The organism is Martinezella tropici (assembly GCF_003287875.1).
Taxonomy (GTDB): Bacteria; Pseudomonadota; Alphaproteobacteria; order Rhizobiales; family Rhizobiaceae; genus Rhizobium; species Rhizobium tropici_C.
This window is the reverse complement of sequence record NZ_QMKK01000011.1, coordinates 56793-71831: the sequence shown is the minus strand read 5'-3', so window position 1 is coordinate 71831 and position 15039 is coordinate 56793. Positions and strand designations below refer to the sequence as shown.

9 protein-coding genes are annotated in these 15039 nt (G+C 61.5%); 5 read left to right on the top strand and 4 right to left on the bottom strand.

What is annotated here, in order from left to right:
- Positions 1 to 99: 99 nt before the first annotated feature.
- The gene (gene acs / locus DQ393_RS00475; RefSeq protein WP_112339867.1) at positions 100 to 2058 is read left to right on the top strand and encodes an acetate--CoA ligase; all 1959 of its coding nucleotides are present in this window, start codon (positions 100 to 102) and stop codon (positions 2056 to 2058) included.
- Between the two features lie 24 nt (positions 2059 to 2082).
- On the opposite strand, the gene DQ393_RS00470 is transcribed toward acs, so the two are convergent.
- Entirely contained in the window at positions 2083 to 2358 is a 276-nt protein-coding gene (locus DQ393_RS00470; RefSeq protein WP_281023919.1) for a DUF3658 domain-containing protein, read from the bottom strand.
- A gap of 41 nt (positions 2359 to 2399) precedes the next feature.
- Complete coding sequence (locus DQ393_RS00465) at positions 2400 to 2627, bottom strand: DUF1674 domain-containing protein (RefSeq protein ID WP_112339865.1); 228 nt, start codon at positions 2625 to 2627, stop codon at positions 2400 to 2402.
- Between the two features lie 110 nt (positions 2628 to 2737).
- On the opposite strand from DQ393_RS00465, the gene htpX reads away from it, so the two are divergent.
- The 4 genes from htpX to purH all read left to right on the top strand — a co-directional run bounded on the left by htpX (position 2738) and on the right by purH (position 8727).
- A complete protein-coding gene (gene htpX, locus DQ393_RS00460) occupies positions 2738 to 3736 on the top strand; it encodes a zinc metalloprotease HtpX (RefSeq protein WP_112339864.1) in 999 nt (332 codons plus the stop codon).
- Positions 3733 to 5142: an RsmB/NOP family class I SAM-dependent RNA methyltransferase gene (locus tag DQ393_RS00455; protein ID WP_112339863.1), complete on the top strand. Its 1410-nt coding sequence runs from the start codon at positions 3733 to 3735 to the stop codon at positions 5140 to 5142. The genes htpX and DQ393_RS00455 overlap by 4 nt, the downstream gene beginning before the upstream one ends.
- A gap of 150 nt (positions 5143 to 5292) precedes the next feature.
- Positions 5293 to 6939 (top strand): heparinase II/III family protein, encoded by a 1647-nt coding sequence (locus tag DQ393_RS00450; protein ID WP_112339862.1) that lies wholly within the window; start codon positions 5293 to 5295, stop codon positions 6937 to 6939.
- Positions 6940 to 7110: 171 nt separating this feature from the next.
- Positions 7111 to 8727: a bifunctional phosphoribosylaminoimidazolecarboxamide formyltransferase/IMP cyclohydrolase gene (gene purH, locus DQ393_RS00445; protein WP_069613893.1), complete on the top strand. Its 1617-nt coding sequence runs from the start codon at positions 7111 to 7113 to the stop codon at positions 8725 to 8727.
- 66 nt (positions 8728 to 8793) lie between these two features.
- Here the strand turns inward: purH and DQ393_RS00440 are convergent, their stop codons facing one another.
- Entirely contained in the window at positions 8794 to 10185 is a 1392-nt protein-coding gene (locus DQ393_RS00440; RefSeq protein WP_112339861.1) for an MFS transporter, read from the bottom strand.
- 48 nt (positions 10186 to 10233) lie between these two features.
- Positions 10234 to 15024 (bottom strand): NAD-glutamate dehydrogenase, encoded by a 4791-nt coding sequence (locus DQ393_RS00435; RefSeq protein ID WP_112339860.1) that lies wholly within the window; start codon positions 15022 to 15024, stop codon positions 10234 to 10236.
- Positions 15025 to 15039 lie beyond the last annotated feature (15 nt).

Genomic DNA, 15039 nt, shown 5'->3' with positions numbered 1-15039 from the left:
ACTTTGTCCAATTGCTGTCGTAGTTTGACCTGCTATTTATTGCGCGGAAAGAGTGCTCGCGGTTACAAATCGGAGTGCTAGGGATTTGAGGAGGAAACAATGTCGGAGAAGATCCATCCCGTGACGAAACCGGTTAAGGCACGCGCCCTGATCGACAAGGCGAAGTACCAGAAATGGTATGAGCAGAGCGTCGAGGATCCCGACAAGTTCTGGGGCAAGCACGGCAAGCGCATCGACTGGTTCAAGCCCTACACGAAGGTCAAGAACACGTCCTTTACCGGCAAGGTGTCGATCAAGTGGTTCGAGGATGGCGTCACCAACGTCTCCTACAATTGCATCGACCGGCATCTGAAGAAACATGGCGATCGCGTCGCCTTCATCTGGGAAGGCGACAATCCCTATATCGACAAGAAGATCACTTATAGTGAGCTCTATGAGCAGGTCTGCCGGCTCGCGAATGTGCTGAAGAAGCACGGCGTCAAGAAGGGCGACCGCGTCACCATCTACATGCCGATGATCCCGGAAGCCGCCTATGCGATGCTGGCCTGCGCCCGCATCGGCGCGGTGCATTCGGTCGTCTTCGGCGGCTTCTCGCCGGAAGCGCTTGCCGGCCGCATCGTCGATTGCGCCTCGACCGTCGTCATCACCTGCGATGAAGGTGTCCGCGGCGGCAAGTCCATTCCGCTGAAGGAAAATACCGATACGGCGATCCAGATCGCCGCCAAGCAGAAGGTCGCGGTCAAGACCGTGATCGCCGTGCGCCGCACCGGCGGCAAGGTTGCCTGGGAGCCCGGCCGTGATGTCTGGTATCACGAGGAAACCGCCAAGGTGAAGGCGGATTGCCCGCCGGCGAAGATGAAGGCGGAAGACCCGCTCTTCATCCTCTATACCTCCGGTTCCACGGGCAAGCCGAAGGGCGTGCTGCACACGACGGCCGGTTATCTCGTCTATGCGGCGATGACGCATGAATATACGTTCGACTATCACCCCGGCGATATCTATTGGTGCACGGCCGATGTCGGCTGGGTCACCGGCCATTCCTATATCGTCTACGGGCCGCTCGCGAATGCCGCGACCTCGCTGATGTTCGAAGGCGTGCCGAACTACCCGGATCAGGGCCGTTTCTGGGATGTGATCGACAAGCACAAGGTCAATATCTTCTATACTGCGCCGACGGCGATCCGTTCGCTGATGGGCGCCGGCGATCAGTTCGTCAAGCGCGCTTCGCGCTCCAGCCTGCGCATTCTCGGCACGGTCGGCGAGCCGATCAATCCGGAAGCCTGGGAATGGTATTACAAGGTGGTCGGCGACAGCCGCTGCCCGATCGTCGATACCTGGTGGCAGACAGAAACCGGCGGTCACATGATCACGCCGCTTCCGGGCGCGACCGATCTCAAGGCCGGTTCGGCCACCCTGCCCTTCTTCGGCGTGCAGCCGCAGCTGGTCGACAATGAAGGCAATGTGCTGGAAGGGGCGGCCGACGGCAATCTCGTCATCACCGACAGCTGGCCCGGCCAGATGCGCACTGTCTATGGCGACCATGAGCGCTTCATCCAGACCTACTTTTCCACCTACAAGGGCAAGTACTTCACCGGCGACGGCTGCCGCCGCGATGAGGACGGCTACTACTGGATCACCGGTCGCGTCGACGACGTACTCAACGTCTCGGGCCATCGTCTCGGTACGGCGGAGGTGGAATCGGCGCTCGTATCCCACAAGCACGTCTCGGAAGCCGCCGTCGTCGGCTATCCGCATTCGATCAAGGGCCAGGGCATCTATTGCTACGTGACGCTGATGGTCGGGATGGAAGGCACCGAAGCGCTACGGCAGGAATTGGTAAAACATGTCCGCGCCGAAATCGGCCCGATCGCCTCGCCCGACAAGATCCAGTTCACCCCCGGCCTGCCGAAAACCCGCTCGGGCAAGATCATGCGCCGTATCCTGCGCAAGATCGCCGAGGACGATTTCGGCGCTCTCGGCGATACCTCGACGCTCGCTGATCCTGCTGTTGTCGATGATCTGATCGCCAATAGGCAGAACAAGGCGGATGCGGCTTGATGCAAGTGGGAGCGCCGCTCCCACTCATATCGTAAAATCAGGAAATTTGCGTTGGCGAGGGCTTGTCTCTCGCCAATTTTTTTCACGTGAAACCTTCACTGATTTCGAGAGCTCATTGCAAAAGCCAGATTGGCAAGTCTGGATATTCCACGGATCGCCCTCAGCAATGAGCTTTCCTTCGTCAATAAGGGCCATTAATCGCGCATGCAGCATTATGTCGCCAACTTGGTAGTAGGGTTCGGAAATTGAACCCATTGTCTCTCCAATAATGCGCGCCTGGTTCCGATAGGGGAAGTACAGTTCATATCAACGTAGCGAATGCACTCGAACTTCGTCGAGAATCAAAAATCAATCGCGCGGCCGTTGATTTCCCAGTCGCCGAAGCGTGCGGGGTCGGCACCGCCGCGGCCGCCGATTTCGGGGGGAAGTTCGGCCTGCGCTTGAGCTTCCTGCGCCTTACGGCGCTCCTCGGCTTCGGCAAGCGCGCGCTTGGCGGCGGGCGAGAGTGGCTTGCGGGTGATATCGCCGGCTTCGGTGTCGAGTTTATTGTCGTTATCTGCGGTTTGCATGGTCTCGCGCGACCTCCGAAATATTGAAATGGAGGGAGGAATAGCCAAATCATAGTGCGTCCGGCCGCAAAGAGAAAGGTTTGGACGACAGATGTGTTGGAGACCTCTCGATGAATCTCATGCGTACTGCCATGCTGCTTGCCTTCATGACCGCTTTGTTCATGGGCGTCGGCTATCTGATCGGCGGTCAATCGGGCATGCTGATCGCATTGGTCGCCGCCGCGGGCATGAATTTCTTTTCCTACTGGAATTCCGACCGCATGGTGCTGTCAACCTATGGTGCTCAGGAGGTGGATGAGCGTAGCGCGCCGGAATTCTACCGCATCGTCCGCGATCTCGCCCGCAACGCCGGCCTGCCGATGCCTAAGGTTTATCTCTATGACAGCCCGCAGCCGAACGCCTTTGCAACGGGCCGCAATCCGGAAAACGCCGCTGTTGCAGCCTCCACCGGCCTGCTGCACGCGCTGACGCCGGAGGAAGTAGCCGGCGTGATGGCACACGAGCTTGCGCACGTGCAGAACCGCGACACGCTGACCATGACGATCACGGCGACGCTTGCCGGTGCCATCTCCATGCTCGGCAATTTCGCTTTTTTCTTCGGCGGCCGCCGCGACAACAACAATCCGCTCGGCATCGTCGGCGTTCTCGTGGCGATGATCGTCGCCCCCCTGGCTGCCATGCTGGTGCAGATGGCGATCAGCCGGACGCGCGAATATTCTGCCGACCGCCGTGGCGCGGAAATCTGCGGCAATCCGCTTTGGCTCGCCTCCGCGCTCGGCAAGATCGCTCGCGGTGCAGCGCATATTCCGAACGAAGAGGCCGAAGGCCATCCGGCGACCGCGCATATGTTCATCATCAATCCGCTCTCCGGCGAACGCATGGACAATCTGTTTTCCACCCATCCGAATACGGAAAACCGCATCGTCGCGCTGCATGACATGGCTCGTTTCGGTGGCGGCGGCGGCTCGCCTATGACATCCTCTTCCGCCCCATCTTCCGGCTTTGGCTCGACGGGGCCGTCCTTCACTGATAATCCGGGGCGCAAATCGCGTTCCGTGCCGAATACGGGTCGCGGTGGTTCGCAACCGCCGAAGGGTCCCTGGTCTTGAGTTCTGACACGAAAAACAAAGCTTCCAATAGAGACGGAAAACGATCGGGCAAGCGGCCGCAGCAATCGCGGCCGCTTGATTCGTCTCCGCCCAAGCCCGGGCTTGAGGCCCGCGCGGCGGCGTCAAAGATTCTGGGAGCCGTGCTCGACCGCAAGACGCCGCTCGACGGCATGCTCGATGCCGAAGGTGGCAGTGCCGCCTATACCACGCTCAGCGACAGCGACCGGGCACTGGTACGGGCCATCCTGAACAGCGCGTTGCGGCACCTGCCGCGCATCGAGGCGGCGATATCGTCGTTGCTGGATTCGCCGCTGCCGGAAGGCGCCCGTGCCCTGCATCATGTGCTCGTCGTTGGTGCTACGCAGATCCTCTATCTTGACGTGCCGGATCATTCCGCCGTCGATCTTGCTGTCGAGCAAGCCAATCGCGATCCGCGCAATCGCCGTTTCGCTAAGCTGGTCAACGCCATTCTCCGCCGCATCGGCCGCGAAAAGCAGGAAATCCTCGAGCGGGTTGCGAACGTGCCGGCCATGCCGGCCTGGTTCCTGTCCCGCCTGGAAGCCGCCTATGGCGCCCCCGCCGCGCTAAAGATTTCTGACACGCAGCTCGAGCCTGCCGCGATCGACCTCACGGTCAAATCCGATCCCGAAGGCTGGGCGAAGCGGTTGAACGGCGTAGTGCTGCCGACCGGCGGCGTGCGGCTTGCCGCTTTCGAAGGGTCCATTCCCTCGCTGGAAGGCTTCAATGAGGGTGAGTGGTGGGTTCAGGATGCCGCCGCCAGCATTCCCGCAAAGCTTTTCGGCTCGCTGACCGGCAAGCGGGTGGTGGATCTCTGCGCAGCACCTGGCGGCAAGACGGCGCAACTCATTCTCGCCGGCGCTAAGGTCACGGCCCTCGATCAATCCGCCAATCGGCTGAAGCGGCTGTCCGGTAATCTGGCACGCCTGAGCTTCGAGGCAGAAACCGTCGTTGCCGATATGAGCAAATATCGCCCTGACGAACTCTTCGACGCGGCTCTTCTCGATGCCCCCTGCTCCTCGACTGGAACGACACGCCGCCATCCGGACGTGCTGTGGACCAAGGGACCGGAGGATATCGCCAAGCTGGCCGCCCTGCAGGAGCGCCTGCTGCGCCATGCCCTGACATTGGTCAAGCCGGGCGGTGTGGTGGTCTTCTCCAATTGCTCGCTCGATCCCGAGGAGGGCGAAGATCTGGTCGCGCGCCTCCTCTCCGATACCGACAATGTCGAGCGCATACCGATCGCTGCGAGCAATTGGCTAGGTCTCGAAACGGCGATCTCGCCGCTTGGAGCGTTCCGCACCACGCCGGACATGCTGCCGCTTGCCGATGGCTTTGCTTCCGGTCTCGACGGCTTCTTTGCCGTCGTGCTTCGCCGCACGCGTTAGTTCCCCAGCTCAGATCGCTTTTACCGGATGGTTAAAAAACCGGTGAACATGTCTTTAATTGGTATATTTGTAACCTCTTTTTAACCACGGGTAGTGAGAGTAAGCAGAAGCAAATATGCAGATCTGCGGCAGGGTTTTGTGAGTTCATACATGCGGGAAGCATGGCGGCGGATGTCGCGCCGCGCGGCGTTGACGCGATTGCGTCTCACCCGCCACACGATGCGTGTGCCGGAGCGCTTGATCGTGGCACCGACCGACCTGCGTAGCATCGATCCCTTTTTCGTCGAAGAGCTTTTGAACGGCCGCATTCTGCTCGCCGGGCGCGTCCTGGAAACGCAGGGCGCATCGCCCTTTTCGCTGGAGCTGCCATCGCTGGCCTTTGCCGCCCGGCTGCATAATTTTCGCTGGCTGCGGCATTTACGGGCGGAAAAGAGTGATCAGGCCTCAGCCGCGGCGCGATCGATCCTCACCGACTGGATTGCCGTCCACGGCCGCCGGCTGCATGGCCTTGCCTGGTCGCCCGATATAGCGGCGCAGCGGCTGATCGCGCTTCTGTCGCATTCGCCTGTACTCCTGCAGGGCACGGATAGTGCTTTCTACCGCCGCTTCATGCGCATGCTCGTCTTTCATGTGCGCTTTCTGCGGCGGATCGTTGCGTCATCCCCTGACGGGATCACAAGGTTCCGCGTGCGTATCGCGCTTGCCATGGCCTCGGTCGCCATGCCGAGCAGTTCCCTTACACTGAAGCGAGCGGGGCAGGCACTCGACCGGGAGATCGACCGGCAAATCCTCCAGGATGGCGGCCATATCTCGCGCAATCCGCGGGCATCGCTCGAGCTCCTGCTCGATCTGCTGCCGCTCCGCCAGACCTATGTCAATCTCGGCCATGACGTGCCGATCCGGCTCATTCCCGGCATCGACCGCATGTATCCGGCACTGCGCTTCTTCCGCCATCAGGATGGCGATCTGGCGCTGTTCAACGGTGCGACCTCGACGCTCGCCAACGAGCTGATGTCGGTGCTGCGCTATGACGAAACAGCAGGGCAGGCCTTCAAGGCGCTGCCGCATACCAAATATCATCGGTTGGCGGCCGGTCCGGCCGTCGTCATCGTCGACGTGGGAACCGCGGCTTCGGCCGATCTCAGCCGCACGGCCCATGCCGGCTGTCTTTCCTTCGAAATGTCGTCGGGCAAGACGCGCTTCATCATTAATTCCGGTTCGCCGGAGTTTGCGGGTGATCGCTTTGCGCAAACCGCGCGGGCGACCGCGGCGCATTCGACCGTCACGCTCAACGACACCTCGTCCTGTCAGTTCTCCAAATCGAAATCGCTTGGGCCGATCATGGTCAGCGGCGTCAAGAAGGTCATCGTCGAGCGCGCCGAGACGGAAGACGGGCGAGACTATGTCCGCGCCGCGCATGACGGCTATCTCTCCGCCTTCGGCTATGTTCATGAGCGCGAGATCAGTCTGAATGCCAGCGGCACGATCGTCGCCGGCCGCGACCGGTTCTTCGCGCCGGAGGGCAAGAAGCATCAGCCGAAGGGTGAGGGCATCGCTTCGGCCCGCTTTCACATTCACCCCTCCATCAGCCTGCTGCAGACCGAGACGGATGCCGCGCTGCTGATCGCGCCGGATGGAGAGACCTGGGTCTTCTCCTCGCCCGGCAATGAAGTGCTTGTCGCGGAGGATATCTTCTTTGCCGATCCCTCGGGCATGCGCTCCTCCGATCAGCTCGAGATCGTCTTCCGGATCACGGAAAAGCCGGAAATCCGCTGGTTTTTATCGCATCGGCCATAGGCTAAGCGCGTGAGCTATGCTAACGGGGCGGCATTATCCGTCCCGCGCCTTCCCGCCGGACGCTTCATCTCCTCATTCCAGAGCGTTTCCGCTCTGTTTTTTGTTATCGCAACTCCGGACGGAAAACCGCCATACACTTTTCCTGGAGTTGCTCTAGACCGGAGAAAGCCCATGGCCGTCGTTTCCAAGAAAATTCCCGCTCCCGACAAGGTGAAGGTGAAAACCGCGCTTCTGTCCGTCTTCGACAAGACCGGCATCGTCGAGCTGGCGCGTGCGCTGAGCGAACAGGGCGTGCGCCTGCTGTCGACCGGTGGCACGCACAAGGCGATTGCTGCAGCAGGGCTTGCGGTGACCGACGTTTCGGAAGTGACAAATTTTCCGGAGATCATGGACGGCCGCGTCAAGACGCTGCATCCGAAGGTGCATGGCGGCCTGCTGGCCATTCGTGACGATGCCGAGCATCAGGCCGCGATGAAGGAACACGGCATCGAAGGCATCGATCTTGCCGTTATCAACCTCTATCCCTTCGAGGACGTGCGCAAGGCCGGTGGCGACTATCCGACGACGGTGGAGAATATCGACATCGGCGGCCCGGCGATGATCCGCGCTTCGGCCAAGAACCATGCCTATGTAACGACACTGACAGATCCCGCCGATTACGCCGAACTGCTGGCGCAGCTTTCCGCCGACGCCGGCCAGACGACCTATGATTTCCGCAAGCGCATGGCCGCCAAGGCTTTTGCCCGCACCGCTGCTTACGACGCGATGATCTCCAACTGGTTTGCCGAAGCGCTCGATATCGCCACGCCGCGCCACCGTGTCATCGGCGGCGTTCTTCGCGAGGAGATGCGCTACGGCGAGAACCCGCACCAGAAGGCGGCTTTCTACCTGACCGGCGAAAACCGCCCCGGCGTCTCGACGGCGACGCTCATCCAGGGCAAGCAGTTGTCCTACAACAACATCAACGACACCGACGCGGCCTATGAGCTCGTTGCCGAATTCCTGCCGGAAAAGGGGCCAGCCTGCGCGATCATCAAGCACGCCAATCCCTGCGGCGTTGCCACCGGCCCAAGCCTGGTGGAAGCCTATAAGCGGGCGCTTGCCTGCGATTCCACCTCTGCGTTCGGCGGCATCATTGCGCTGAACAGCCTGCTCGATGCCGAAACGGCCGAAGAGATCGTCAAGCTCTTCACCGAGGTCATCATCGCGCCTGAAGTGAGCGAGGAAGCCAAGGCGATCATTGCCCGCAAGCCTAATCTCCGCCTGCTCGCGGTCGGCGCCCTGCCCGATCCGCGTGCAGCTGGCCTGACCGCAAAGACCGTCTCCGGCGGGCTGCTGGTTCAGAACCGCGACAATGCTTTGGTCGAGGATATGGAGCTCAAGGTCGTGACCAAGCGTGCGCCGACGGCGCAGGAGCTGGAAGACATGAAGTTCGCCTTCCGCGTCGCGAAGCATGTGAAGTCGAACGCTGTCGTTTACGCTAAGGATGGCCAGACGGCCGGCATCGGCGCCGGACAGATGAGCCGCGTCGATTCTGCCCGGATCGCCGCTATCAAGGCCGAGGAAGCCGCCAAGGCCATGGGGCTTGCCGAGCCGCTGACGCGCGGTTCCGCTGTTGCTTCCGAAGCCTTCCTGCCGTTTGCCGACGGGTTGCTTTCGGCGATTGCCGCGGGCGCCACGGCCGTCATCCAGCCCGGCGGCTCGATGCGCGACCAGGAAGTGATCGACGCGGCCAACGAGCATAACGTCGCAATGGTCTTCACGGGCGTTCGCCACTTCCGCCACTGAGCGGCGGATATACCGGATTTGTAAAGCGTATATCCCGGTTGGTTTGCCAGCCGGGATTTTCTTTGCCTACTTCGCCTTGTCGGCTGGATAGGGTGTCGGCAACAGAAGCAGCAGGCCACCGGCGAGGAAGATGACGAGCGTCGTCATGCCGAGGCGGGCAGAGCCGCTCCAATAGGTCACCAGCGAGAAGAACAGGGTCGCCATGAAGCTGGTGGCGCGGCCCGAGAGCGCATAGATGCCGAAGTAACGGCCGGCCTCCGAAAGACTGACGCTGCGAGCAAGATAGGAGCGCGAGGAGGCCTGGACGGGACCGAAAGCGATGCCAATCAGCAGCCCATAGCCGATATAAGCTTTTTCCGCTGCCGTGCCGAACAGGCCGCCGGCATCGAGGGTCGAAAGCGGCACGAGGCCGAAGAGCGTAAAGCCCGGTCCGGTCGATATGATGCCGAAGGTGGCCACGAGCAGCAAAGTCAGGCTGATGACGACTGTTGTCTTCGATCCCAGCCAGCGATCGACATAGCCGGCGGCAAAGCAGCCGAAGATGGCGATGACGTTGAGAATGATGCCGTAGATGCCGATTTCGATCGTCGCCCAGCCAAACATGCCGGCCGCGAAAGTGCCTCCAAGGATCAAGAGCCCGTTGACGCCATCCTGATAGATCATGCGGGCGACAAGAAAGAGGCTGATGCCGCGCCGGCGCCTGAGCTCGACCAAGGTCGTGGAGAGTTCCTGCAGGCCGGAGCGGACTGCGGCGCGAAGCGGCAGGCCGCGTGCGGCATCCGGCGTGAAGAGCAACATCGGCAGAATGAAGATGAAATACCACACGGCCGAGATCGGCCCGGTGATACGCGCATCCTCGCCCAGCGTGGCGTCGAGGCCGAAGAGCGGGCTGAGGCCGAGAACGGTCTTGCCGGTCTGCGGATTGCCGGCAAGCAGGGTCACGACGGCGATCAGCACGATCATGCCGCCGAGATAGCCGAGCCCCCAGGCGGCGTTCGACAGCCTGCCGACATCGTCCTTGCCCACCAGCCGCGGCATCATGGAATCGTTGAAGACGATCGAGAATTCGGCCGAGATCGAAGCCAGGATCATAAAAATCACCGGATAGATGACGGGTGATCCAGGGGCTGCGCCCCAGAGGCAGAAAAGGCTTGCAATCTTGATGACGGCGAAGAAGGCGATCCATGGTTTGCGGGCGCCGGATTGATCGGCGATCGAGCCAAGGACCGGGGAGAGAATGGCGATGATCACCGAGGAGATCGTCGCCATATTGCTCCATGTCGTCTGGGCGGAGACGGGATCGGCCGTCAGCCGCGCGACAAAATAGGGGCCGAAGATGAAGGTGGTGACGACGGTGAAGAAGGGTTGGGCCGCCCAGTCGAAGAACATCCAGCCCCAGATACCGCGTGCCGGCACTTTTGCCGGCACGTTATCGTCAACAATTTCGGTCGCCACCAGATTCCGCCCTCATTCCCTCACCCGCATGACGGGGTCGGGCGGACTGTGTCATCTTGCCCGGCCGTTCGCAAGATCGGTGAGCAGACCGGCGGCGACGGTGATGCGCGCGAGATTGGGATCGCCGCTTTCGCTTAGGCCGCCGAGCTCTTCGGCGATGCGATTGATGCGGATACGGTCTTCCGCATGCCATGCCTGAACCGGCTGCTTGTCCTTCGGATGGTTGGACAATGCGGAAATGACGATATCGCGGCGAGCGCCGGCGATCTGGTCGAGGCTGCGCGCCAAAGCGAGGCTCTCATAATGATCGCCTGTCACGATCCGGCTGCCGGCGAGCAACAGACGGCCGACGCGGAAGGTCTGCGAGACGGTGAAGTAGCTTTCTGCGGCCCGGTTCAGCGTATCGCCAGTGCGCTCGGCGATCTGCATGATCTCAGGCACGAGGACGAGCGCGTAGATCGTGGCGATCTCCGAAGCGAGCTTCTCCGGCAGGCCGGCAGCCTGGTATTCGGCTTCGCGAGCGGCGATTTCGGCTGCAAAATCTGCTGGGATATGAGTCAGGAAGACTGGCCGCAGCTTCTTCAGGGCCGCACCAAGCCGGCTAACGGTTTCGTCGATATCGCCCTTGGTCGCTCCGGTCTTCAGGAGGAGGCGCGTCAGCGCGGTATAGACCTCGGTGATCTCGCCATAGACTCGGTTCTGCATCTGGCCGCCGACCTTACCGTCAAGCGCGTCGGTCTCGTTCCAGAGCCGGTCGAGATCGAAACCGTCGCGCGCGATGACGGCCGCCTTGACGACTTCGGCAGCCGATACGGCCGTCGCGTCCATCATACTGACGACAAAGCCCGGGCCACCACGGTTGATCGCTTCGTTGGCAAGCGCCGTGCCGATGATCTCGCGGCGCAGACGATGGTTTTCGATATCCGTGGCATTCGAGCGCTGCATCTTGGCCGGGAAATAGCGGCTGAGGGTGGCGGCGAAATAGGGATCGTCGGGCAGGTCGCTGGCAACGATCGCATCGAATAGAACGATCTTGGCGTAGGAGAGCAGCACACCGATTTCGGGGCGGGTCAACGGGCGTCCGTTGGCATAGCGTTCGGCGAAGGTCTGATCGTCCGGCAGGGTCTCCACCTTGCGGTTGAGCTGCTTGGCCGCTTCCAGCACGCTCATGAAGCGGCTGAGTTCGAGAGCGTTGCCTGTGCCCTTGCGCTCTGACAGCGAGATTGCCAAGGATTGCAGATAATTGTTGCGCAGAACGAGCGCTGCGACCTCGTCGGTCATGGAGGCGAGCAGCGTGTCACGCTTGGCGCGTGTCAGCCGGCCGTCATGCATGGCATTCGCAAGCGCGATTTTGATGTTGACCTCGACGTCGGAGGTGTTGACCCCGGCGGAGTTATCGATGGCGTCGGAGTTGCAGCGCCCGCCCTTCAGGCCATAGGCGATGCGGCCTTTCTGAGTGACGCCGAGGTTGGCGCCCTCGCCGATCACCCTGGCGCGAACCTCGTCGGCCGTGATGCGGATTGGATCGTTGGCGCGATCACCGACGTCCGAGTCCGTTTCAGCGGTTGCCTTGACGTAGGTGCCGATGCCGCCGAACCATAGCAGGTCCACCGGCGCCTTGAGGATCGCCGTCATGATCTCGAAGGGGGTTGCGACCGACTTCTCGATGCCGATGGCAGCGACCGCTTCCGGCGTCAGCGTGACCGATTTGGCCGAGCGCGAGATGATCATGGCGCCCTTCGACAGGACCGACTTGTCGAAGTCCTGCCAGCTCGAACGCGGCAGGTTGAAGAGGCGTTGCCGTTCGGCGAGCGTCTTGTCCATGTCCGGATCGGGATCGATGAAGATGTCGCGATGGTCGAAGGCGGCAAGCAGGCGGATTTTCGGCGACAGCAGCATGCCGTTGCCGAAGACGTCGCCGGACATGTCGCCGACGCCGACGACGCTGAAGGGCGTCGTCTGGATGTCGATGTCCATTTCGCGGAAATGCCGCTTCACCGTTTCCCACGCACCGCGGGCGGTGATGCCCATCTTCTTGTGATCGTAACCGGCCGAGCCGCCCGAGGCAAAGGCATCGTCCAGCCAGAAGCCGGCTTCCTGCGCCAGCGCATTGGCGGTGTCGGAGAAGGTGGCGGTGCCCTTGTCGGCGGCGACGACGAAATAGGGGTCGTCGCCGTCAAGCCGCACGGTGTCGGCCGGTGGAATGATATCGGCGCCGGAGATGTTGTCGGTGATCGACAGCAGCGTGCGGATATAGGTCTTATAGGCCTCGCGGCCGGCGTTGAAGATTTCGTCGCGGCTGCCGCCGACCGGAAGCTTCTTCGGATAGAAGCCACCCTTGGCGCCGACGGGCACGATAACAGCGTTCTTGACCTGCTGCGCCTTTACGAGGCCCAGCACTTCGGTGCGATAGTCTTCCGCACGATCCGACCAGCGCAGGCCGCCGCGCGCCACCTTGCCGAAGCGCAGGTGGACGCCCTCCACTTCGACGCCGTAGACGAAGATTTCGCGGAAGGGGCGCGGTTCGGGCAGGCCATCCAGCAGTTTCGGATCGAGCTTGAAGGCAAGCATGGCCTTTGGCGTGCCGTCGGTGTTCTTCTGGAAATAGTTGGTGCGTAGCGTCGCATCGATGGCGTTGACGTAGCGGCGCAGGATGCGGTCGTCGTCGAGGCTTGGAACGTCGGCAAGCTGGGCTTCGATGCCCGCATGCAGGTCGACAAGCTTTTTCGTGCGGTTCTTCTCGCTGAGCTTCGGATCAAGCGTGTCATGGAAGAGGCGGAAAAGCGAGGCAGCGATGCGCGGGTATTTGTCCAGGGTCGCGGCGATGTAATCCTGCGAATAGGCGATGCCTGCCTGGCGTAGATAGCGGGAATAGGCGCGGAGCACATTGGTCTCGCGAGCGGAAAGGTCGGCGGAGACGATCAGCCGGTTGAAGGCATCATTGTCGATCGTGCCGTCGAAGGCGGCGAGGAAAGCTTCCTCCAGTGCCGCGCCATGGCGGGCGAGATCGATCGTCGCGCCGCTGCGAGCTTCGAGCTCCATATCGTGAAGGACGACATGGCCGGTCGAGCCGTCCCTGGCAGTGACATAAATATCGAAGGTGCGCTCGCTCATGACGTTGAAGCCGAGATTTTCGAGGAGCGGCACGCGGCGCGACAGCGCCAGGTTGCCCTGGCCATGAAAGATCTTCAGCGAGAAAATGTCGCCGGCCTCATCCTTGCGGATATAAAAGGCGATGCGGATCGGTTCGGCGCCGGCGGTTGCCGTGATATCAGGCAGATCGGCAACAGCGTCTTCCGGCGAGAAGGCTTCCTGAAAGGCCTGGCTGACGGAGATGCTCGGCGCCTTCGGGCCTGCCAGCATGACGAAGCGTTCGTCCCAGCGGGCGGTGATGGCGCGGATCGCCTCTTCGAGTTTCGCTTGCGGAATATGCGGCGTCTTGCCGGCGCTGCGGCCGATGATGAAATGCACGCGCGCCACGCCGCCTTCCGGGAAGGCCGGATAATAGGCGGAGACGCGACCGTCATAGACTGACTTCAGGTAGTTGCCGATCTTTTCGCGGACGACGGAATCATATTCCTCGCGCGGAACATAGACGATCACCGAGACGAAACGGTCGAAATGGTCGATGCGCGGCAGCGCCCGCACCCGCGGCCGGTCTGTCAGGTCATTGATTTGTTCGGCGAAGCTTGCGAGCAGCGTGGTGTCGATCTGGAAGAGATCGTCGCGCGGATAGGATTCCAGCGTGTTTTCAAGCATGCGGCCGGAATGGCTCGTGGGATCGAAGCCGAAATGATCCTTGACCTTCTGTACTTTCGAGCGCAGCAGCGGCACTTCGGCTGCCGCACTGGTATAGGCTGTGGAGGTGAAAAGGCCGACAATGCGCAGTTCGCCCGTGACATTGCCGTCCGCATCGAAGCGCTTGACGCCGACATAATCCATATAGGCACGGCGGTGGACGATCGATTTGACGTTGGCTTTGGTGACGATCAGGAAATCCGGCCCGTCGAGGAAGGCGAGAATTTCCGGCGTCGTGGTGACGGCGTCCTTCCCCTGTCGGAGAACGCGCACATCCGGATTGGAGAGAATGCCGAGGCCGGTGCCCCGATCGCGCTCCACCTTGGCATTGGCGCCCTTGCCGGAATAGACATATTCGCGCATGCCGAGGAAGGTGAAATTACCATCCCGTAGCCAGGCAAGGAAGGCGAGCGCCTCGTCGCGATCGTTCTTGCGGCGGCCAGCTGCCTCATAGGTGGAAAGTTCGGAAATGACGGTATCGAGGCGCGACAGCATCGGCTTCCAGTCGGAAACGGTGAGATGCGTCTGATCGAGCACGGTCTGGACCCGCTTGGTCAGATCGGTCGCCTGCGCTGTCGTCAAGGGCGAGAGATGAAGCTGGATATGGCTGACGCGATGGGCTGGGTCGCTTGGCTGATCGGCGGAATAGAGGCTCGGCTGCTTGCCCTTCTCGATGACCAGGATAGGGTGCACCGCCATATAGAGATCGCGGTAGCTGCTGGTCACCTCGCCCATGATCGATTCGTAAAGGAAGGGCATGTTGTGGTCGGTGATGGAGAGGATCGACACGGCGGTGCCATCGGGCTCGATATTGGCGACCTGCTCGATGCTGACGCGCGGAGAGGTACCGCTCCAGGCTGCCAGTTCCCTGGCCGCGTGCCTCGCGGCAAGAGCTAGCATTTCCGGAGTGTACCGCTCCATATCGTCATTGCTGGCGCGACCGAACAGGATTTCGGGATCAAGATGCGCCTTGCCCGATGCCGCGGCTATTTTGCGTGCCGTGTCGATCTGTTTTTCCCGTTTCGGATTGGTTCTGGGCGCCATGAAATTCCTCCCGAT

Bases quoted from the DNA above. Each gene is read 5' to 3' on its own strand.
- acs (WP_112339867.1), top strand. From the start codon at position 100: ATGTCGGAGAAGATCCATCCCGTGACGAAACCGGTTAAGGCACGCGCC.
- DQ393_RS00465 (WP_112339865.1), bottom strand. From the start codon at position 2,627: ATGCAAACCGCAGATAACGACAATAAACTCGACACCGAAGCCGGCGAT.
- htpX (WP_112339864.1), top strand. From the start codon at position 2,738: ATGAATCTCATGCGTACTGCCATGCTGCTTGCCTTCATGACCGCTTTG.
- DQ393_RS00450 (WP_112339862.1), top strand. From the start codon at position 5,293: ATGCGGGAAGCATGGCGGCGGATGTCGCGCCGCGCGGCGTTGACGCGA.
- purH (WP_069613893.1), top strand. From the start codon at position 7,111: ATGGCCGTCGTTTCCAAGAAAATTCCCGCTCCCGACAAGGTGAAGGTG.
- DQ393_RS00435 (WP_112339860.1), bottom strand. From the start codon at position 15,024: ATGGCGCCCAGAACCAATCCGAAACGGGAAAAACAGATCGACACGGCA.